The sequence below is a fragment of the Cytobacillus pseudoceanisediminis genome (genome assembly GCF_023516215.1).
Classification (GTDB): Bacteria; Bacillota; Bacilli; order Bacillales; family Cytobacillaceae; genus Cytobacillus; species Cytobacillus pseudoceanisediminis.
In genome coordinates this window covers 2,431,793-2,451,284 of record NZ_CP097349.1, presented here as the reverse complement: position 1 = coordinate 2,451,284, position 19,492 = coordinate 2,431,793, and the positions used below count along the sequence as shown (strand labels likewise).

Here is a 19,492-nt window from a genome sequence, read left to right as displayed (position 1 = left end):
TCCAGTCGAAACTGCCATTCAGCCTTAAGGATGACGGCAATCACATCTTATGATTGTTATCCGGAATCTGAAACTCTCCTATAATAAAGCTACAACATAAAAAGGAGAGATGGAAAATGGTTACCATGATAATCAGCTTTCTCTTTCATGACCGATATAGATGTATTAAAGATAAGCAGAAAAACGACTTATATGAGAAGCAGAGCTCATTTTTAAGCCGTGTCCTCCACTAAAGAAGCCCGGAAGGGTTTCTTTTGTATTTTGTGAGCTTAAATTAAGGTAACGTTTTAGTTTTATAATTGGGGTTTATCTTAAGGCGAGAATGGAAAAGGTGATGAAAAAGGAGGAATTCTTATGAATAAAAAGCTCATTTGCCTAATCCTTACCGCCATATTAGCCCTGTCTTTGTCAGGCTGCATGCAGGGTCCCCAGGACTCAATCGTTAATAGTCATGCTGAAGCCTTGCTGACTAAAAACAATGAGCTGCAGTTCCGGTTTAAAATTAATGATAAAATCCTTTCAGAAGAAGAATTATACAAAGTAAAAGTTTCCATACATAATGAAAAACTGGCAGCTGCCCTGGGTACGGATGAGTTTGTATATGGGGAGGACACGATAATCGACGGGGAATATATAGAAGTCAATAATGAAAAGGGAAACTTTATTTTTATGAATCCCATTCCTCTTACACAGGACCTGCATGTTTTCGAAATAGAAGAAATGATCGTGAATGAAGATGCGGTATCTGTAGAAATCTTAAATGAAGAGGTAGTGATCGCTAGAGCATTCTTAAATAATTTTTCATCACAGCTTTAAATAGAATCAAATGTGATGACAGGATAGTTTTGGTTTTATCTAAATTGGGTAATATTAATTACGCGCATAAAATTGGGGATGGACCAGGTATTTGCCTGGTCTTTTGTCTTTATTGGGACATCTAATATTTTTAATATGAGAAAAGGAATGGTAGAATTAATATAAAAAATTCAGATATTTAAAGGGAGCGGGTACATTGATTTCACCTGAAAATACAGTTATCGGTTTTGTGGGAACAGGGGTTATGGGCAAGAGCATGGCGGGACATCTGCTGAAAGCAGGTTATCCATTAGTTGTTTATACAAGAACCAAAGAAAAAGCTTCTGAACTAATAAAACATGGGGCAGAGTGGGCTGAGACGCCGTTGGAAGTTGCAAAGAAGGCAAATGTCATAATTACGATTGTTGGTTATCCGGCAGATGTAGAGGAAGTGTATCTTGGGGAAAATGGCATTATCACAAATGGCAGAGAAAATACATATGTAATTGACATGACCACCTCGACACCTACATTGGCCAAAAAGATATACGAAGAAGCAGGCAAAAAAGGAATGCATGCAATAGATGCCCCTGTTTCAGGGGGAGATATCGGCGCCAGGGATGCAAAGCTTTCAATAATGGCCGGAGGAGACAGGGACGCATTTCTGGCTGTGGAGCCGATTTTCAACCTTCTCGGAACAAATATCGTTTATCAAGGAAAAGCAGGAGCCGGACAACATACGAAAATGTGTAATCAAATTGCGATTGCATCAAATATGATCGGGGTGTGTGAAGCGGTAGTTTATGCTGAAAAAGCAGGTTTAGATCCAAGGACGGTGCTTCAAAGCATATCATCTGGTGCAGCAGGCAGCTGGTCACTATCAAACCTTGCACCTAGAATAATTGATGGCAACTTTGAACCCGGCTTTTATATAAAACATTTTATTAAGGACATGAATATCGCCTTAGATGAAGCAGAAGCAATGGACATGATGACTCCAGGGCTTGCTCTTGCAAAAAAATGTATGCCGAGCTTTCTGAAAAAGGGGAAGAAAACAGCGGTACACAGGCGTTATATAAATATTGGGATAAGTAATTTGCGCCCGTTAATGAATAAAGCCCCTTTTTTCACTTCAAACTAATAATGAAAGTGAAAAGGGGGTTAGACAGGTGGCTAAAAAAATAAGAAAAACGATCCTCAGCAAAAGAACAAAAAAGGCTTCGATTCCGCTGTCATTGATTCTGAATTCTCCCACGAATTTGGAAGTGCTGACACAAATAAAATTCATAAGGATAAAGCCAAAAAGGAAAAAGCATCAAAAAACAACGGGCACTATCAGGGGCAGTAAGGGTGATAAAGGCAGGCAGGAAGCCTGCCTTTTTGCTTTGATTGAAATTAGAAGCAATGAATATACAAACAGCGCCATTCCTACTAAAAAGGAAAATGGCGCTATTGACTGAGTGATTCGCTACAATATACCCTCCAGATACTTTTCAATCCGGTCAAGCCCTTCTTTTAATGTATCCATGGAATATGCAAAGGAAATCCGGAAATAACCTTCTCCATATGAGGAGAATGCACTGCCTGGAACTACTGCAACTCCTGCTTGTTTAACGAGAGAAAGGGCAAATTCAAAGGAGTTCATTGATACATCTGGTATTTTTATGAAAAAATAAAATGCACCATCCGGTTTGACTACATCCAGGTTCATTTGTATTAATCGTTCATATACATAATCACGGCGTTTGGCATATTCATTCCTCATTGGCAGGGCGTCGTTGATTCCTGTTGTCAGCGCATCAAGAGCTGCCATTTGGGAGACAGAAGCTGCACATGTCACATTATACTGATGCACCTTCAAGATATGTTTAGCCAGGTTTTCCGGTGCGAATAAAAGACCAATGCGCCAGCCTGTCATTGAATGGGATTTTGAAAGTCCATTAATTACTATAGTTTGCTCCCGCAAAAGGGAGGCGATTGAGTGGTGTGTTTGATCATAGATCAGTTCGCTGTAAATTTCATCAGCAAGGATAAAGATATCTTTGCCTTTAACAAGAGCAGCAATTTCCTCAAGCTCCTCCAAACTCAGACTGACACCTGTCGGGTTCGAAGGATATGGAAGAACAATACACCTTGTTTTATCACTCATATGTTTTGCAATTAAATCCGCAGTAAATCTAAACTTGTTTCTGGAAATATCAGTATGTACCGGAACTGAACCGCAAAGCTTTATGATTGGCTCATAACCGGGATAAACAGGACCAGGCAGAATTACTTCCGATCCTTCATCCAGAATTGTACGGAATGCAATATCGATAGCTTCACTTGCCCCCGATGTCACAATGACTTCTAGTTCAGGGTTATATGTAAGGTTATATTTTGTTTTTACAAAAGAAGCTGCAGCTTCCCGCAATCGAATATCGCCCGCATTGTGTGTATAGGAGGTAAAGTTCTCGTCGATTGCCTGTTTAGCTGCTTCTTTAACATGTAATGGCGTCGGGAAATCAGGCTGTCCAATTGTAAGAGAAATCATGTCCCTGGTGCCGGCAACCATATTGAAAAACTTTCTGATTCCGGAAATTTCAATGTCCTTCACTCTTTGGTTAATTAAATGTTCCAATGTGTTCACCTCGCATAATCATAATGTATATTCTATCACTTTGATGCGGGAGCAAACAGAAAAAATAAAACAGGCTCTGAATTCTATTCAGAGCCTCCAAAAATAAAATTAGTATCCGTAATCCCAATCGACTTCGTCTTCATGCCATAATACCGGGGATACAGCACCAAAATCGATTACTTTATTTTCTATATGGCATCGGCAATGTTTGTCGCCGCATTGATCTTTCATTTCCTCAAACACAGAATGCTCCACATTTTCCAGGATTGTAACTTTATGTTCATCATGGTAAAGGATTGCTGTACCTTTCATGCCTGATCGCACCTCTTTTTTAATTTATGTAAAACTTACTTTCAGCTTTACAAACTTATTTTATGACTTGGTAAAAACAGTGTCTACACTGTTATAAGACTGTTCACAAAAAAGTCAAGATGAAAACGTTTTAGAGGAATTTTTGTAAAAAATAAATGAGTGTAAAAATTTACAAATAGTTGAATATAATTCATTTAGAGATTAACATTAGTAGATAGTGGAAACTGCATTTTTAGTTTGTTAGTTTTCCAGCTGAATAAATAAAGGAGGTTTTAAAGTGGAGACATCTTTAGAGAAGCAGCCTTATGAAAGCACTAAGGAATATGAGGAGTATGGCGGGTTCTGGCTCCGATTTGCGGCCTATTTAATCGATTCTATTATTGTTGGAATTCCGCTTACAATTCTAAGCATTGTTATCTTTATGATTTTCTTTGGCACTTCTGACGCTTTTAATACGATGATAAGCGACCCATCTTATATGGAAACAGAAATGACCAATGAAGAAGCTTTTGCATTCATGGGATCTTATTTTGGCGCACTTGGAGTAACCTTTCTTGTCAATCTTGTCGTTGCTGTTGCCTATTTTGCAGGCCTGCACGCATCCAAATGGCAGGGAACTGTGGGCAAAAAGCTGCTGGGATTAAAAGTGACTGACTTAAATGGTAACCGTATTTCTTTCTGGAGGGCGCTTGGAAGATATTTGGCCATGGCCATTCTGTCTGGAATTTTCCTTATCGGCTATATCATTGCGGCCTTTACAGAGAAAAAACAGGCATTGCATGATTTAATTGCAAGCACAGTCGTATTAAAAAAATAAGGTATTTGGTAAAGTAGTTACTTTATTACTGAATAATAAGTTTAAAAAACGAGTTGATCTTCGCTGTGGGCACTTGATCCTCGAAAATGCTGACGCATTACCTTCGTGCGGGATTCATACAATGAAGCTTAATCAAGGTCCTGCGGGAAGTGAGGGAATCCCCGCAGACGGAGCCAAGGAGGCTCTCATTCCTCCCCTCGGGTTCGCTGAATGTCCCATGCTGAAATCAACGGGCAGTATTCATAAGCAAAACGGTATTCTATGCAGATAGACCAATAATAATTCTTAATTAAGCTGCTGGGCAACTGAGTTGCAACGCAGCTTTTTTGGGGTCAGCAATAGGAAGGATTTATTATCTGCATGCAGAATATATTTTTAGGAAGGGAGGATGAAAATGAAGAAGCAAGATATTGTTACTCACTACGAATCATATTCTGTATGGCTTGAGTCGATAAAAGATCTTGGCCGTGAAAATTGGGTAAAGCCTGTCTCGGATGGAAAATGGCCGGTTGCGGCAGTAGTTGCCCATCTGTTATTTTGGGATAAATATTCTCTTGAACAGCGTTTTCCATTTTTTAAAGAGGGTGCAGTACTTGAGAACTATCCTGATTTTCAAAGTGTGAATGACGCTGCAGGAGAATACGCTAAAAAGCATGCACAATTAGAGATTATTGAAGAACTTTTATCAGTACGGAGTCAATTTCTTCAGATGCTTCAAGGCATGTCAGAAGAAAAACTGGATACAGCTTTTAAAATCGGCGGCACCAGCTTAACTGTGCGCGATTATTTTGCAGACTTTATAGAACATGACATTCACCATAAAAAGCAAATAATGCATGCAGCCGGCATCAGTGTATAACACAGGCTGGCAGTCCGATTTTACTGTAAAGTAAGATGCTATAACGTCATGCAGCAAAACAGGCAGAGGCTCCTGATCGGGATGATGCACTCAATAAAACAAAATGCCCAAAAAAGAAGGCACCATCATTGCGGCAATACGGGAAGATTCTGCCTGTTCATTTAACTCCTCCCCTGTTTTGGCCTTCACAAATCAGACAAGTAGATTAATTGCTTTTTGTTCATTTCTTTTCGCTTTTCCCCTCTTTAAATTAATTTCTGCCATTATTGCATAACAAACTTAACTGAATATTCATAAAAATTTCAAAAATGTTGCATTGAATAAAATTTGGTAAAATAAAAGGGTTTTAAAGAAAGGTCTTGAATAAGGATTAAGGTATTTTTTACCTGAAGGAGCTGATGACATGGAAATAGAAAAAACGGAGCTGCAGAAACAGGGGAATTTCAATTCCTGGCGGCTGTATATGACACTGCCCGTTGTATCATGGGCACTTTACGATTTTGCGAATACTATTTTTTCCTCAAATATTAATACCATTTTCTTTCCTTTTTACCTGCAGGAAGTAATAGGAGAGAATGAAGTTTTGAATCAGATAGCGAGCACCTTTATTTCTTATTCAAATGCGCTGGCAAGCTTTTTTCTTGTCCTGTTCTCTCCATTGTTTGGGGTTATGATAGACAGGACAGGAAGAAAAAGAAATATATAGTAATCTTTACGCTTATTACTGTAATGGCGACCATTTTAATGGGGGTTTTTGCATCAAGCCAGATTAGCGGGAAAATATTTGGGCTTCCAGTTTATCTTGCACTCGTTATTATATGTTTTATTATTGCAAAGTTTTTTCCATTCCAGTCTGGTTTTTTACGATGCCATGATTTCCGATTTGGGAACAAAGCAGGATATACCGCTGATTTCAGGCTTTGGAGTGGCTGTTGGCTATATCGGAACCCTTGTAGGGCTGACAGTTTATTTATTTGTAGGAGATGACGGTTTTCACGAATCTTTTATACCAACTGCCATATTATTTCTGCTGTTTTCTTTGCCGCTGTTTTTCTTTGTAAAAGATAAGCCTTACCAGGCAAAAGAAAAACAAAAATTTTTATCAGGCTATAAGGAAATTTGGCAGACCTTTAAAGATATGAAACATTATAAGGCGATTTTCACTTTCATGATTGCCTATTTTTTTAAATGATGCAATTGCCACAACGATTGCCATGATGGCTGTTTACGCAAAAACCATTGTCGGCTTTTCAACTGGCCAATTCATTTTGCTATATCTTGCTTCAACGGTGTCCAGTATAATTGGTTCTTTTGTATTTGGATATATTACCAAGGCGAAAGGGCCCAACAAAGCGGTTAAATACGTTGGGATCCTTCTTCTTGTTGCTCTGGCAATTGCTGTTGGGGCTGTCAATGAAATCATGTTTTGGATTGCGGGCAGCATGTTTGGCGTCGCTCTGGGGTCCATGTGGGTTACCACAAGGACTTATATTGTGGAATTGACTCCAGAAGATAAAAGAGGGCAGTTTTTTGGTTTGTTTGCATTTTCAGGGAAAGTATCTTCCATAATCGGACCCGTTATTTATGGAAGCATTACTTTGATCTTTGCCAGCTATGGAAACCTGGCAAGCAGACTTGCTTTAGGTTCATTGATGATATTAACTATAATTGGACTGCTTGTTCATTCAAAAATTAAGGATGACAGCATTCCTGAATAGGTATGCATCTGTATCGCATGTAAGAAGCAAGCCGCCAATGGCTTGCTTTTTCTTGTTTTAGCAAAGCAGCTGACTTCCAGTCTCAGAAATAAGGACTTTTTTCATAATGAACTGAAATTTTTATAAGAAATTTTATCCATTCATGGTATATTAATAGAGAAAAAGATTCATAATTCATATTCGGTGTCTTGCTGCTCATAAAACAAGTGTCATACAAACAGGAGCCGCGAACTTAGATATAAGCATATGAAAAAGGAAGGGCGAAAAAAGTGGAACAGAAAAAAGGCATTTTACTGGAAAGCGGAACGAATGAACTGGAGATTGTTGAATTCTCAATAGGAAGGAATAAATTTGGGATTAATGTTATTAAAGTGAAGGAAATTATTAATCCTGTCCCTGTCATTCCTGTCCCGCATTCTCATCGTAATATTGAAGGGATCATTGAACTGAGGGGAGAGGTTCTTCCAGTAGTGGATGTAGCATCATCATTAAATATGCCGGCCTCAGAAAGCCCTCAGCAGGATAAGTTTATTGTGACAGAGTTTAATCAGCAGAAAATTGTTTTTCATGTTCATAATGTTTCAAAAATTCACCGCATTTCCTGGAACCAAATTGAGAAGCCTTCTGAAATGTATCAGGGTCAGGAAAGCCAGATTATCGGAATCATAAAGCTTGAGGATGAGATGGTGCTGCTCCTTGATTTTGAAAAAATGGTCACTGAGATAAATCCTGATTCAGGGATTAGCATCCAGAAGGTGCAGAAACTTGGAAAGCGTGAAAGGTCTGACAAGAAGCTGCTTATTGCTGAAGACTCTCCACTCCTAAGAAAGCTTTTGAATGATACTTTAAATGAAGCTGGCTTTTGTCAAATTGAATTCTTTGAAAATGGATACGATGCTTATAGATATTTGCATTCCTTAGCCGAGTCGGGGCGTGATGTCACTGAGGAAGTGCAAATCATGATCACTGATATCGAAATGCCGCAAATGGATGGGCATCACCTTACTAAAAAAGTTAAAGATCATCCTGTGCTTGCAAAAATTCCAGTTATTATTTTTTCTTCATTGATTACCGAAGATCTTCGCCACAAGGGTCAGATGGTTGGAGCCAATGCGCAGGTGAGCAAGCCTGAAATTGCAGAATTGGTGCTTTTGATAGATCAGTATGCATTATAGAACCACCACAAAGAAAAAGCTGGAATACTCCAGCTTTTTCTTGTTAGGTAAGAAAGTATAACTTTGAACTTTGATAATTGTCTAGCTCCAGCGCCTGCCCCCTCGAGGTCACAAGCCTGTCTAGTTGCGGCTCCTAGGGACGAAAGCCTAGCCAAACCCTTCCAGAAGGAAAGAACACCTTCTTGCATGGCTCGTCTCATGCTTGTCGTCCCTGTGCAGCCGCCTCCACATTTCGGCAATCCTCCTAAAAAGGCAAAGGACGCCTTTCCATGAGGCCCGTCTTAGGCTTTTCGGGGGTGAGCACCTAGGGAAAGCTTCCTTGGATGTTCTTCGCAGGAACAAGCGGTTTCGGCTTGTTCCGAAGGCGCTTGCGCTTTTCTTGATTAAAAGTAACTTTCTCCTAATTTCTTAAATACAGGTTTTTCATAGCGGTGCTTTTTTGCATTTGGCTTGCTATTAAGCTCTTTTAGCCCTGTATATGACATAAGCAATTTTTTCGCCGCATTAAGAGATAGAGAAGATTTTGGATTTCTGACGAAGGAATCGAGTTTGCCCAAATGGGGAAGCTCTGAGAAATCCTCTTTAGAAGGCGGAAGATGGAAAGAATAATTCCCGCATTTTACGAGAACATCTGACTGCTGCTGGCTGTTTTTTGGATTGCCAGAATAGTGAAGGCCTGCTTTCTGGGCTTTTCCTTCTCTAATTAACTTTTGAAGTGCATCGTGCTTTAATTTATACAAAAATTTAGGGTTTGGTGCTGTCTTTGCATGGCGGTTAACGGTGAAGATGGCTTGAGAGAGGTTTTCAACCGTTGGTTGCAGATGGGGATATTGTTTCTTATCAGAATTCAATTTCCAATCTCCTTTCAAATTATAAAGGGGTATAAACAATATTATACCCTTTTTAGTCAATAAAACCAACTTGGATAAGGCTTTTAATACAAAAGCTTATCCATCCAGCTGCTTTCTGCTTATAGGTTGTAAGGATCCTGACTTTTTCCATATAACCATCAGCATTGATGAACCTAATAATGTTGTTGCCAAGCCAGCGCCAATCATAACAAAAGAGGCACCTAGCTGTTTTGCAAGAAGAGCTCCTGCAGCAGGTGCAATAAGCATGGAAAAAGTCTGCAGGGACATGGCGGCAGCCGAAACTCTGCCCATCATTTGCTTTGGTGTTTCAGATTGGAGCACATAGCCGTAAGGAACAGATTCTCCAGCTCCTAAAAGACCTAATAGACATGCACCGATTATCCAGACCAGTGGAGGGAAATTAAGAAGACCTAAGCCTCCAAGTCCAACAGCTACAATAAAAGTGCCGCTTAATATGGCCGAAGAACTCATTAAATGGACGGGTTTTCGGTTCCACCCTGTCCAATGGCCCAGCAAAAGTGAGCCAGCAACACTGCCTGCTCCCACTGCACTGATCAGTAATCCAAAATTGCCCTCATTAAATCCAATCTGCTTTGCAATAAAAATAAATAACCCATCATAAAGGAAAATGATGAAAAATGCTGCAGAAGAAAGAATAATTGAGACCCTTAAAAGGGGAGTGTGGAAAATATGTTTTATGCCCTCTGAAAATTCTTTCCAATAACTTGTTTTGACAGTATAGTCTTCTGCCATTCTTTTATCTGATTCCTCAAAAGAAGTTAAGCTGGGAAGAAATAGAAGGAAAACAATGGCTGCAATGAATCCTGCTGCTTCAAATAGAAAGGGGCTTTTTGGTCCGAAAACTGCTATTATCCCTCCGCCTAATGCTGGCCCGGCAATTTTCATGGTATTGACTGAAAGCTGGCTTAGAGTTACTGCTTCAGGCAGCATGCTGTCAGGTACAATCATCCGGATAGCACTCTGCCTTGCCGGGTCGTAAAGGGCTGATACGGTTCCCTTTAAAAAGACAAATAATAGCAGAATGTATAGGTTGGGAGCGTAAAACAAGCCTCCGACAAAGACAATTCTTAAAAGGAGGCAAACGATCATAACAGCTTTTTTCGGTAATCTATCCACAAATACACTTGCAAATGGACCGATAATGACCCAGGGAAGGCCGAGAACAATAATAACAGAGGCAATTGCCGTTTCATCAAGCCCCCAGTGATAAGCGACAATAACCTGCAAAGCAATAAAATCGAGCCAGTTACCCAAATCGGAAAATAACTGGGCACCAAATAGAGAGCGAAAGGATTTCAGCTTGAGTGGTTTAAAAATGCCGGGTTTCATTGGCAATTCCCCTTATCCCCGCCAATGGCCCTCCTTCGCCTGTTTAGCAGCTTTTCAGTATTGCCATGAGGGTCCTGGCCATCTGGCAGATTATTATTTTGCAGCGCTTCAATTGATTCTTCAATCCATTTAATTTCTGTTTCCAGCTTCATTTCTGCATATCGAATAGAGAGGCAGCCAAGCTTGCTGACATAGGAGTATCCATTTCGCGGCCATTCTTGTACAAATTTTAGAATATCAGAGGTTTCTTCTTTTCTTTTTAATAAATGGCTAATTAACACTTCATTATCCATATCTTCATGCCATGTTGACATTTTCATTAGCAATTCATCTTTAATAACCGGGAAAGAAGGAGGAATCTTCAGCCAGTTCTCAAACTCTTTCCAGCCTTTTGCAGTGAGCTCATACATTTTTTTCTTTCTTCCTTCATCTTCCTGCTCGATTGCATAGATAAATCCTTCTTCCTCCAGCTTTTTTAATTTCGGGTAAATGCTCCCATAGCTCATTCCCCAATAAAGGCCAGCAGCTTTGTGTTCAAATTCAGATTTAATATTATATCCTGTGCTGGGCCAAAAGCTTAGCACAGCAAGAATGGTATGTTCTATAGACAATTATAAAACTCCTTTCAATGTATCATGCTGATATATCAATATGATATGTTGTGTTTAAAAAAATATCAACTAAAAAATAAAAACTTTCGCAATTTTTCAGCGAAAGTTTTGTTGAAAGGACGATTGTAAGTAACAGCTAAGGCTGTATCCGTACCCTGGTGCCATTTGGCACTATGCGTGACAATTCGAGCACATCCTGGTTATACATGCGTATACAGCCTTGGGAAACAGATTGGCCAATTGAGGAAGGATTATTAGTTCCGTGAATTCCATAGCCGGCTTTCGACAGGGAAAGCCACATGACACCATATGGGCCGCCGGGATTAGGTTCTCTGTTCACAATAACAAACTCTCCAATTGGGGTCTGTGTCAGCATTTTTCCGACGGCAATGGGGTACACTTTTTGAATGGCACCGTTATATAAAAGAGTTAAGCTTCTTTTACCTCTTGAAACAATGATGGTATACGGAATGGAATCTGGTTCCGGCAGCCCTGGTATTACTAATCGCTGGCCGGGATAGATCAGGCCTGGGTTTACAATGGAAGGGTTTGCCCCCAGAAGCTCGCTTAAAGGGCGGCGGTAATTCTTTGCGATGACAGACAATGTCTCACCAGGTTTTACTATATGGTACATAACAATCACCTCTTTCTGAAAGGTCTATTCAAATATATGCCTGCAAAAATGATCTTGTAACTTATTGAATAAATTGTGTCACGAAGGCAGCAAAAAAAGGAAAGCTGCAAAGGTGTGCTTTCCTTTAATTCCCGCTGTTTGATTGTAGGGTAAATACCGTCAGTTCAGGTTTGGATAAAAACCGGAAGGGCAGCCGGGTTGTACCAAGCCCTCTGTTTACATAAAGAGTTAAAGGGCGTTGGCTGCCGATTTCATAGAAGCCTTCATAGTATCTTTCAGCATGCGGCGGTTTAACTAACGCTCCAATGAACGGCAGTTTTATTTGTCCTCCATGACTATGGCCGCTCAACTGCAGATTGATGTTGAAAGCTGAGGCTTCATCTGCTAAATCCGGTGCATGGGACAATAAAATGTTATAGGAAGAATCGTCCAGACTTCCGCTGGCAAGCTTTATGTCCGGTTTGCCGAGCATGGCATCGTCAATGCCGATAATCTGGATGCTGCTTCCGGAAAACTCGATTTTCCGATTTTCATTCAGCAAAAGAATAAACCGGATTCTTCCATAATAGATTTATAGATATCAGAACCATAGCCCCCGTGATCATGGTTTCCATAAATAGCAAACCTTCCAAGCGGCGCCTGAATCCTTTTCAGGAGGGGGCGATTTGGTTTGCCTCTTTATATTTGTTGGGTTCATCCATCAGATCACCTGTAAAGAAGACAATATCAGGCTTCAAGCTGTTTATCTTTTCAATCAATTTTTCAAGCTGTTTCAGGTCATAATGAAATCCTAAATGGGTATCGCTGAATTGGATGATTTTTTTATTATGGAACGCTTGTGGAATAGCGTTGTCAGAAATTTTGTAGTTTGTGATTTCCAAGAGCCGCGGCTCAATATCCCGTGCATAATAATAGCCGCCTGCACTAATACCAAAAACAGCAGCAAAAAAGCCGAGAGCTCTTTTTAAAAAAGATCTTCTGGACACTTTTTCCGGCATTTAGCATACCAACCTATCTATTAAAATTTTTTTTGAAGTATTGAGCATGAGTAAAGGCAATGCTTCTCATAGCAGTATCTTTAATACTATCAAACTATCCTATTAAAAAGAAGAAATAACTATGCTTGTTTTTTATCCTTCATTTTCCTTAAAATTATTAATTAATTTGTAAATAATAATTCGAAAATTCTATATTTAATGGTAAAATATAAATGAATGATCATTCATTTTTTGAGAGGAATTAGAATGAAGAATAAAACAGTCATTGTTACTGGCGGTTCCAGCGGTATGGGAAAATATATGGCAAAGAGGTTTGCTGAAGCCGGAGCGAATGTGGTGATAACAGGAAGGAATCCGGAACGCCTCGAGACAGCAAAAGCTGAAATTCAAACCTTCCAGGGTCAAGTTTTGACAATTCAAATGGATGTCCGTGAAATTGAACATGTTAAACATATGCTCAACGAAACACTAAATGTATTTGGACAAGTTGATTTCCTTGTTAATAATGCAGCGGGAAATTTTATATGCCCTGCAGAGAGCTTGAGTGCAAATGGATGGAATTCTGTTATTAATATTGTCTTGAATGGAACCTTTTATTGTTCGAGTGAAGTCGGTAAACACTGGATTGAAAAAGGAGTTAAGGGAAGCATCATTAATATGGTGGCTACATATGCATGGGATGCTGGAGCGGGTGTTATACACTCGGCAGCAGCAAAAGCAGGTGTATTATCCATGACAAGAACCTTGGCTGTAGAATGGGGAAGAAAATACGGAATTAGAGTGAATGCAATAGCCCCAGGTCCGATTGAAAGGACAGGAGGGGCTGACAGGCTTTGGGAATCAGAAGAAGCTGCAAACAGGACACTCCAAAGTGTGCCCCTTGGCAGGCTCGGTAAGCCGGAAGAAATCGCAGAATTGGCATTCTTCCTTTTCTCTGAGCATGCAGGTTATATTAATGGGGAGTGCATCACTATGGATGGAGGACAGTGGCTGAATCAATTTCCATTTTAATGCTTATGAATACCGGCTGAATTAATTTCAGCCGGTTGCCATTATCTATTGGTAACTTACTGCTCTGGATTGCAATGCTTTCCATGATGAGATGAATCGTTCTTTAGAAACCTTCACCTGTTTTTTCCCTGAGAGGGGATCGTTTAGAATAACAAACTGTTCATCATAGCCTACCAATACGACTGCATGAAGATCTAAAGGAGTTTTAATGGTTTTGCCGGAGTGAGTCCAGGACTCCCAGCGGTCAGGAAGCCTATAATCTCCTGTTGTCCAGACCACAGCAGGATATCCCTTGGATACATGCATAAGAATCGCTTCAAAATTTTGGCCGGATAAATTTACGGCTCTTCCGGGAAGATATTTATTCACTAATTCTTCAATTGGTTTATCAAAAACAGCGTAGCCTGCACTTGTCCCGGTCATATCTCCTACAAATCCTTCTGCTGGATTACCCCATTTTAAAATATCGCCTTTTGAACGTATCAGCGGATCATTATCTTTCTTTACTGCATTATACAAATCCATTTTCCCTACTTGCACACCTGCATGCCGCAGGACCATTGTCAGGCTGGTTACTTCGCATCCATACTTCAATTCGGGGTTTTGTCTGATTAGTGGAACATCAATGATGACAGATTCCTTTTTCACAGCCGCAGGAGTTTTCGGAGATTGGGCTGTTGCTTTCTGCTGTACCTTCTTTGCCTTTACTGGTATTTGTGCATCCAGATCTTTTGAGGCCATGTCAGGCTTTTGCAAAGGACTGGCAGGTTCTGAATGGCCGCAGCCAAGCAAAGGAATAAGAAGGGATATAAATAGGAGATTTCTCATGAAATACCCTCTTTCTTTGATGTCCTGATATTAGCTTGTGAGAGAAGGCGCGGCAATATGATGCAAAGCTTTTGCCAAACAATGCTGTTTTATCAAAAAGTGGAATCTATATTTTGAATAGTAAAAGTTTTAAGCGAATATGGTATAATAACTCATTAATATACATAGGGAGGCTAGGACATGGATGCATTGGATATCCTTACAGATTTGGATAATGTATTTCCTTATTTCCAGCCAATATTCAGTGCAGATGAGCATCGTGTCATTGGTTATGAGGTTTTAGGCCGATATAGAGGATCTGATGGAGTTATAAGTAGTCTGGGGCCGTTCTTCCAGGATGAGAATATTCCTGAAGAATACCGGATTGAAGTAGATTATGAAGTATTAAAAAAGGCTTTGGATAAGGCCCGGGACCTGGATAAGGATATTTTGCTTTTTGTCAACAGGGATGCTGACTTGCTCATGTATAATGACGGGGAACAATTTTTAAATACCCTCCAGGAATATGAAAAACAAGGAATAAGCCTTGACAGGATTGTATTGGAAATTACAGAACGGAATTATAAGGGAGATATTGACCATCTGGACCATCTATTGAATTATTACAGGACTTATGGAATTAAATTAGCAATAGATAAACTTGGAAATGAAAGCAGTCATCTCGATAGGATCGGGCAATTGGCTCCCGACATTTTAAAGGTGGATCTGGAGTCCATGAAATCAAATGCTTCTGCTTATAATTTTAATGATATCCTCTATTCTTTATCCATGCTTGCCAGGAAAATAGGAGCGAGCATGCTTTTTGAAAATATTGAAATGGTTTACCAGCTTCAGTTTGCCTGGAAAAATGGAGGCCGTTATTATCAAGGTTATTATTTGCAAAAACCGGCTGAAAATTTCACTGATAGAGATATTTTAAAGGAAAAATTTCGAAGTGAATGCCATCGGTTTATTGTACATGAAAAGAAAAAACTGGAGTCCTTGTATCAGGTTACACTTGAGTTCAACGAAAAGATGATTGATTTTGCAAATAAAAATAAAAAGGTTTTTGTATATGAAGAAACCTTGGAGCAGATTGCGGTTCTTCTGGATGGTGCAGCTTTTCGCCTGTATATTTGCGATGAAGATGGATTCCAGAAATCTGCGAATTACTTCAAACGGGATGGGGAATGGATAACCCAGGAAGAATATCTTCACAAAAACTGGAGCTGGCGGCCATACTTTCTTGAAAATATCATGAAAATGCGAATAAATAAAAAAGGTATCCTCTCTGATTTGTATACTGATATTGAGACAGGTGAAACAATCAGGACGTTTTCCTTTCCGCTTAATACCAATGATTACTTATTTGTGGATCTATCGTATGAATTTTTATACAACCATGATGGGTTATTATAAGCATAAAATTTTAAAAGTATAAACAATCTTAATTTGAGGAAATGTAAGTGTAGAACTTTCCTTGAGGAGAGATTAGACATGAGCATGTACACATTGATCATTTTACTAATTGGAGTGGGTATCCTTGGATACTCCTTAGTTTACACTTTGTTTGTTGCAAAAGAGCGAAAAGCCGTAAAGGGCGATATTGATGCAGAATTGCCGGATAATGTTCAGAAGCATGCATATATTAGAAATCCGATTTTTCTAACGTATGTGATTTTCTTTGGAATTGTTCTTGTTATGATTATCTATTTTGCACTTACATGGAATTGGTAAAGACCCTCATAGGCAGGGTCTTTTTTTATTGAAATGGGTACATGCTGCTGATTAACAATATTTACATCATTATTTATATACACTTTTCCGCTTATTGCGTTAATTCTTTGTCAATTCGGGTAGATTCATAACAAGAAAAGAATTATTATGTCAAAACGTAAGAGAATTTCGGGTGCGAAAACCGGCAACAGCAGCTTTATTTGCTGGTAAAATTGATGGTACACAATAGTAAACGATTAAGAAAGGGAGAGTGGAATGTACAAGCACTTAGCAGGAATTATTATAACAATTGCAGTCATGGCAGCAGCGATTCCTTCCCATACAAATGCCGAGAGCCTTAACAATAACCAAGAGGTATACAAATTCTTGCAAAATGCATTTCATACACAGGTTTCGCTGAGCGAGGAAGAGCGAAGCATGAAGGAAGTCGATGAATTGCTTGACCCATATTTTTCTGAAGAGCCTAAAGCTGAATTTCTGAATGAAAACCTTGTTTCAGAGAATGGCAAGTATTTTACCCTTGGATCTGATGCTGCTGCATATTACATTCCCTTCTTTACGTATTCAGATAGTACAAAAGTAGTTAAAGAAGGAAGCAAAATTTATGTGTATGAATACTTTCCGGAAAATAATGAAGGCCCAGTAGAATACGAAGGTCACTATGAGGGACTTTTACTTGTGGAACAAGAAGGGGAATTTAAAGTCGCCAAATTCCTGGGTGAAAATATACCCGAGAAAATTTTAAAGAAAGCCGAGAGTAATGAAGAAGCAGCAACACAAAGCTCATTTAAAACACCTGAAAATCCAAATTGGATTAACAAACCGTCGTATCAATTCGGTTTCCTGCTGAATCCATTCGACGCTTTGTTTCGTTCCGGAAGTATGGTTTTAACAGATAATAAACAAGGTATAATTGCTTTATTTGAACATCAGGAATTAAACGGGCAGCTGGCATCCAATTAGATGATAGGAGCTTAAAAGCTTAGCTTTTAAGCTCCTATTTTTATTATTGCAGCCTGACAGGCAGGAGATCCATGCAATTGAAGTTTCACTTTATGCCATCATCTAATACAGATTGCAGTCTTTCCAGGTCAAATCCCCTAATGACAGTATCTCCGATGACAATTGTTGGAGTGGAAAAAGATTTATATTGTCTGGTCAGCTCTTTGTGGGCTGCTGCATCTTTTTTAATATCTTTTATCGTATAAATATATCCTTTTTCATTCAAAAACATCTTCGTAATCTCACAGGGCGGACAATCCGGCTGTGTGTATAAAACAATTTCTTTCAAAGTGCTTCCCCCTGAGTTTTTTGTTATTCCATCATAATGCAGGATATTAAAGTAAGCAATCAGTTTGTTTTTTGCATATAATCTATCAATCCCATAGAGCAGACAGCGATATCCACAGAAAGGATCTTATATACAGGGTGGTCAGATGGGATGCCTCTGCCATTTAGATTGGCTTTAATTTTTTCTTCAAGCATGGCTTGCGCTGCCTGTGTCTGCTGATCAATAGAACCGCCTTCAGATACGGCAATTCTGCCTGTATGGAGGAATATCTTAAGCCAATCCTTAATTTGCCTGTAGACCTCTTTTGGGTTTGTACTCATTCCATAATGGCCAAAGAAAATAAAATCAAGATCCATTTTTTCATACATGCCAATGGATTCGAGCATTTTGCCTGGATCGAATTGGTTTGGTGAAGTTGAGGGCAGATACATTTCAATTCCATTTTCTTTTAATTGAGGATAAGACACACCAGCCGTGTCTCCTGTGAACATTCCATTTAAAGCAGGATGAAAGATACTGAAGTGGTGATTAGCGTGCCCAGGTGAATGAAAAAATTTCAGAGTGCAATTTGGTCCTATTTTAAGCTCTTCTTCATGTTCTTTTGTGATAATTTTATCCTCTCGAACAGGCAAAATAGGATTAAACAGTCCATCAAATTTATCTCCGTAAACAGCTTTTGCACCAGCAATTAAGCGTGAAGGATCTGCTAAGTGCCTGCCGCCTTTCGGGTGGACAATAACCTTTGCATTCGGACAATGGGTTAGTAAAAGGCCTGTGCCGCCTGCATGGTCAAGATGAATATGGGTAACGATGATATACTCAACTTCCTCAGGCCGAATGTGAAGCTGGCTTAGCCCTTCCAGTATGTAGGGAATTGAAGGGCTTGCGGAAGTTTCAATCAAAGTCAGCTTTTCCTCTGTTAAGACATATGTACCGGTACGTTTTTCCAGTGAAAGATCAAAATCGTCAATTAAATATAGATTTTCCGCTAATTTTTCAGGTTTTGCCAAAAAAATCACATCCTTTATAAAGCTTTTGCTTGTACAAACACCTGACAATATTTTATTCTGTTAATATTGGTATGTAAAGCATCGAGCTTGAATATTCTGAATTTATTTCTTTAGGATAGAAACATGCCAAAAGAGAAACCTAAATGTAGAATTATGGGTTTTGTTTTGGAAAGGAGAGAGAGCATGTCACAGCTTCAAGGTATATTAACACGCTTAAAGAGCTTACAGGAACAAGCAACAGGCGGAGAGCCAATGCAAAGATTTTTTGAGGTGAATGGTGAAAGGAAATGCCAGGTAACTTTTCATCCGAAAAATGAAACATTTGAACTGGAAGTATATTACGATAAAGAAAAGCCAAAAAGATATCAATTCGACAACATTGATATGATTACGATCGAAATTTTCGATTTGATTCAATAATCCACCATATACATAAGGGGCCTTTTGGGCCTCTTTTCTTATTAAAAACAGCTTGAAGAAAAAGCGTGCTATAATATGAAATATCAATCTTCCAGAGGTGTGAAATGTATTATCTGCTCATGATTTTGCTGTTTTTTACAGTTCTTCTTTTGCTTGCAGATTTAATTAATACAAAAAAAGAAGTAATCCGGATCAGGAAAACTCTTGAAGAAATGAAAGAAATTTTAAAAGATAATAAGGACTCGAAAAAATAGGTATTGAGAACAATAAGTAATAAAGGACCCTTTGATTTGAGGTGAAGCAGAATGATGCCAATTGTAACATGTCCAGGATGCATGGCTGAAAAAGACATCGATGCCGTTTTAACCGCACAGTCCAATCAAAATGTTATTTTTCGCTGTCCTGACTGCGGCTATGAAGTAAAAGACATTCAAACGAGCAAAGGTTAATAGGGG

21 protein-coding genes and 3 pseudogenes are annotated in these 19,492 nt (G+C 39.2%); 14 read left to right on the top strand and 10 right to left on the bottom strand.

The features are described 5' to 3' along the window. Window positions 1–354 precede the first annotated feature (354 nt). The 3 genes and pseudogenes from M5V91_RS13125 to M5V91_RS13115 all read left to right on the top strand — a co-directional run bounded on the left by M5V91_RS13125 (window position 355) and on the right by M5V91_RS13115 (window position 2,255). The gene (locus M5V91_RS13125) at window positions 355–816 is read left to right on the top strand and encodes a hypothetical protein (protein WP_009331018.1); all 462 of its coding nucleotides are present in this window, start codon (window positions 355–357) and stop codon (window positions 814–816) included. A gap of 244 nt (window positions 817–1,060) precedes the next feature. Then, window positions 1,061–1,890: pseudogene (locus M5V91_RS13120) on the top strand (NAD(P)-dependent oxidoreductase). Window positions 1,891–1,964: 74 nt separating this feature from the next. Then, window positions 1,965–2,255, top strand: coding sequence for a hypothetical protein (locus M5V91_RS13115; protein ID WP_284522192.1), 291 nt, complete (start codon window positions 1,965–1,967; stop codon window positions 2,253–2,255). A gap of 8 nt (window positions 2,256–2,263) precedes the next feature. On the opposite strand, the gene M5V91_RS13110 is transcribed toward M5V91_RS13115, so the two are convergent. Both M5V91_RS13110 and M5V91_RS13105 read right to left on the bottom strand, forming a co-directional pair. Further along, window positions 2,264–3,415, bottom strand: a complete 1,152-nt coding sequence (locus M5V91_RS13110) for an aminotransferase A (protein WP_009331015.1) — start codon at window positions 3,413–3,415, stop codon at window positions 2,264–2,266. Window positions 3,416–3,523: 108 nt separating this feature from the next. After that, window positions 3,524–3,727: a protein YkzT gene (locus M5V91_RS13105; protein WP_009331014.1), complete on the bottom strand. Its 204-nt coding sequence runs from the start codon at window positions 3,725–3,727 to the stop codon at window positions 3,524–3,526. 277 nt (window positions 3,728–4,004) lie between these two features. Between M5V91_RS13105 and M5V91_RS13100 the strand changes: the two genes are divergently transcribed. From M5V91_RS13100 to M5V91_RS13085, 4 genes and pseudogenes are all read left to right on the top strand, one after another. After that, entirely contained in the window at window positions 4,005–4,544 is a 540-nt protein-coding gene (locus M5V91_RS13100) for an RDD family protein (protein WP_019381654.1), read from the top strand. Between the two features lie 394 nt (window positions 4,545–4,938). Continuing rightward, on the top strand, window positions 4,939–5,403 hold the full coding sequence (locus tag M5V91_RS13095) for a DinB family protein (protein WP_019381656.1): 465 nt from the start codon (window positions 4,939–4,941) through the stop codon (window positions 5,401–5,403). 403 nt (window positions 5,404–5,806) lie between these two features. After that, window positions 5,807–7,121: pseudogene (locus tag M5V91_RS13090) on the top strand (MFS transporter). 269 nt (window positions 7,122–7,390) lie between these two features. After that, entirely contained in the window at window positions 7,391–8,296 is a 906-nt protein-coding gene (locus tag M5V91_RS13085) for a chemotaxis protein (RefSeq protein WP_009331010.1), read from the top strand. 383 nt (window positions 8,297–8,679) lie between these two features. Here M5V91_RS13085 and M5V91_RS13080 read toward each other — a convergent pair whose 3' ends face one another. The 5 genes and pseudogenes from M5V91_RS13080 to M5V91_RS13060 form a co-directional block, all read right to left on the bottom strand. Next, entirely contained in the window at window positions 8,680–9,147 is a 468-nt protein-coding gene (locus M5V91_RS13080) for a YkyB family protein (RefSeq protein WP_009331009.1), read from the bottom strand. Window positions 9,148–9,243: 96 nt separating this feature from the next. Next, on the bottom strand, window positions 9,244–10,518 hold the full coding sequence (locus M5V91_RS13075) for an MFS transporter (RefSeq protein WP_009331008.1): 1,275 nt from the start codon (window positions 10,516–10,518) through the stop codon (window positions 9,244–9,246). Further along, window positions 10,515–11,129 carry a helix-turn-helix transcriptional regulator gene (locus M5V91_RS13070; protein ID WP_009331007.1) on the bottom strand — a complete coding sequence of 205 codons (615 nt, stop codon included), beginning with the start codon at window positions 11,127–11,129 and terminating at the stop codon, window positions 10,515–10,517. Before M5V91_RS13070 ends, M5V91_RS13075 begins: the two co-directional genes overlap by 4 nt. Before the next feature lie 136 nt (window positions 11,130–11,265). Next, complete coding sequence (locus M5V91_RS13065) at window positions 11,266–11,763, bottom strand: L,D-transpeptidase family protein (protein WP_009331006.1); 498 nt, start codon at window positions 11,761–11,763, stop codon at window positions 11,266–11,268. 124 nt (window positions 11,764–11,887) lie between these two features. Then, window positions 11,888–12,761, bottom strand: a pseudogene (locus M5V91_RS13060) (metallophosphoesterase). A 246-nt stretch (window positions 12,762–13,007) separates the two neighbouring features. On the opposite strand from M5V91_RS13060, the gene fadH reads away from it, so the two are divergent. Further along, window positions 13,008–13,772, top strand: a complete 765-nt coding sequence (gene fadH / locus M5V91_RS13055) for a 2,4-dienoyl-CoA reductase (protein WP_009331004.1) — start codon at window positions 13,008–13,010, stop codon at window positions 13,770–13,772. Window positions 13,773–13,817: 45 nt separating this feature from the next. On the opposite strand, the gene M5V91_RS13050 is transcribed toward fadH, so the two are convergent. Next, on the bottom strand, window positions 13,818–14,600 hold the full coding sequence (locus M5V91_RS13050; RefSeq protein WP_009331003.1) for a C39 family peptidase: 783 nt from the start codon (window positions 14,598–14,600) through the stop codon (window positions 13,818–13,820). Window positions 14,601–14,780: 180 nt separating this feature from the next. Here M5V91_RS13050 and M5V91_RS13045 point away from each other — a divergent pair, with 180 nt between their 5' ends. From M5V91_RS13045 to M5V91_RS13035, 3 genes are all read left to right on the top strand, one after another. Further along, a complete protein-coding gene (locus tag M5V91_RS13045; RefSeq protein ID WP_009331002.1) occupies window positions 14,781–15,998 on the top strand; it encodes an EAL domain-containing protein in 1,218 nt (405 codons plus the stop codon). Between the two features lie 78 nt (window positions 15,999–16,076). After that, complete coding sequence (locus tag M5V91_RS13040) at window positions 16,077–16,316, top strand: hypothetical protein (RefSeq protein ID WP_019381660.1); 240 nt, start codon at window positions 16,077–16,079, stop codon at window positions 16,314–16,316. 255 nt (window positions 16,317–16,571) lie between these two features. After that, window positions 16,572–17,279, top strand: coding sequence for a DUF3993 domain-containing protein (locus M5V91_RS13035; protein WP_019381661.1), 708 nt, complete (start codon window positions 16,572–16,574; stop codon window positions 17,277–17,279). Window positions 17,280–17,364: 85 nt separating this feature from the next. Here M5V91_RS13035 and M5V91_RS13030 read toward each other — a convergent pair whose 3' ends face one another. Then, window positions 17,365–17,607, bottom strand: coding sequence for a glutaredoxin family protein (locus M5V91_RS13030; RefSeq protein WP_009330999.1), 243 nt, complete (start codon window positions 17,605–17,607; stop codon window positions 17,365–17,367). A 59-nt stretch (window positions 17,608–17,666) separates the two neighbouring features. Beyond that, a complete protein-coding gene (locus M5V91_RS13025; protein WP_019381662.1) occupies window positions 17,667–18,617 on the bottom strand; it encodes an MBL fold metallo-hydrolase in 951 nt (316 codons plus the stop codon). A gap of 183 nt (window positions 18,618–18,800) precedes the next feature. Here M5V91_RS13025 and M5V91_RS13020 point away from each other — a divergent pair, with 183 nt between their 5' ends. From M5V91_RS13020 to M5V91_RS13010, 3 genes are all read left to right on the top strand, one after another. Then, the gene (locus M5V91_RS13020) at window positions 18,801–19,037 is read left to right on the top strand and encodes a YkuJ family protein (RefSeq protein ID WP_019381663.1); all 237 of its coding nucleotides are present in this window, start codon (window positions 18,801–18,803) and stop codon (window positions 19,035–19,037) included. A 104-nt stretch (window positions 19,038–19,141) separates the two neighbouring features. Beyond that, window positions 19,142–19,291 (top strand): hypothetical protein, encoded by a 150-nt coding sequence (locus M5V91_RS13015; RefSeq protein ID WP_019381664.1) that lies wholly within the window; start codon window positions 19,142–19,144, stop codon window positions 19,289–19,291. A 51-nt stretch (window positions 19,292–19,342) separates the two neighbouring features. After that, window positions 19,343–19,486 carry a hypothetical protein gene (locus tag M5V91_RS13010; RefSeq protein ID WP_019381665.1) on the top strand — a complete coding sequence of 48 codons (144 nt, stop codon included), beginning with the start codon at window positions 19,343–19,345 and terminating at the stop codon, window positions 19,484–19,486. Window positions 19,487–19,492 lie beyond the last annotated feature (6 nt).

Excerpts from the sequence above, each read along its gene's own strand:
- M5V91_RS13040 (WP_019381660.1), top strand. The coding sequence starts at position 16,077 with ATGAGCATGTACACATTGATCATTTTACTAATTGGAGTGGGTATCCTT.
- M5V91_RS13035 (WP_019381661.1), top strand. The coding sequence starts at position 16,572 with ATGTACAAGCACTTAGCAGGAATTATTATAACAATTGCAGTCATGGCA.
- M5V91_RS13020 (WP_019381663.1), top strand. The coding sequence starts at position 18,801 with ATGTCACAGCTTCAAGGTATATTAACACGCTTAAAGAGCTTACAGGAA.
- fadH (WP_009331004.1), top strand. The coding sequence starts at position 13,008 with ATGAAGAATAAAACAGTCATTGTTACTGGCGGTTCCAGCGGTATGGGA.
- M5V91_RS13125 (WP_009331018.1), top strand. The coding sequence starts at position 355 with ATGAATAAAAAGCTCATTTGCCTAATCCTTACCGCCATATTAGCCCTG.
- M5V91_RS13075 (WP_009331008.1), bottom strand. The coding sequence starts at position 10,518 with ATGAAACCCGGCATTTTTAAACCACTCAAGCTGAAATCCTTTCGCTCT.
- M5V91_RS13065 (WP_009331006.1), bottom strand. The coding sequence starts at position 11,763 with ATGTACCATATAGTAAAACCTGGTGAGACATTGTCTGTCATCGCAAAG.
- M5V91_RS13010 (WP_019381665.1), top strand. The coding sequence starts at position 19,343 with ATGATGCCAATTGTAACATGTCCAGGATGCATGGCTGAAAAAGACATC.
- M5V91_RS13095 (WP_019381656.1), top strand. The coding sequence starts at position 4,939 with ATGAAGAAGCAAGATATTGTTACTCACTACGAATCATATTCTGTATGG.
- M5V91_RS13105 (WP_009331014.1), bottom strand. The coding sequence starts at position 3,727 with ATGAAAGGTACAGCAATCCTTTACCATGATGAACATAAAGTTACAATC.
- M5V91_RS13015 (WP_019381664.1), top strand. The coding sequence starts at position 19,142 with ATGTATTATCTGCTCATGATTTTGCTGTTTTTTACAGTTCTTCTTTTG.
- M5V91_RS13045 (WP_009331002.1), top strand. The coding sequence starts at position 14,781 with ATGGATGCATTGGATATCCTTACAGATTTGGATAATGTATTTCCTTAT.
- M5V91_RS13050 (WP_009331003.1), bottom strand. The coding sequence starts at position 14,600 with ATGAGAAATCTCCTATTTATATCCCTTCTTATTCCTTTGCTTGGCTGC.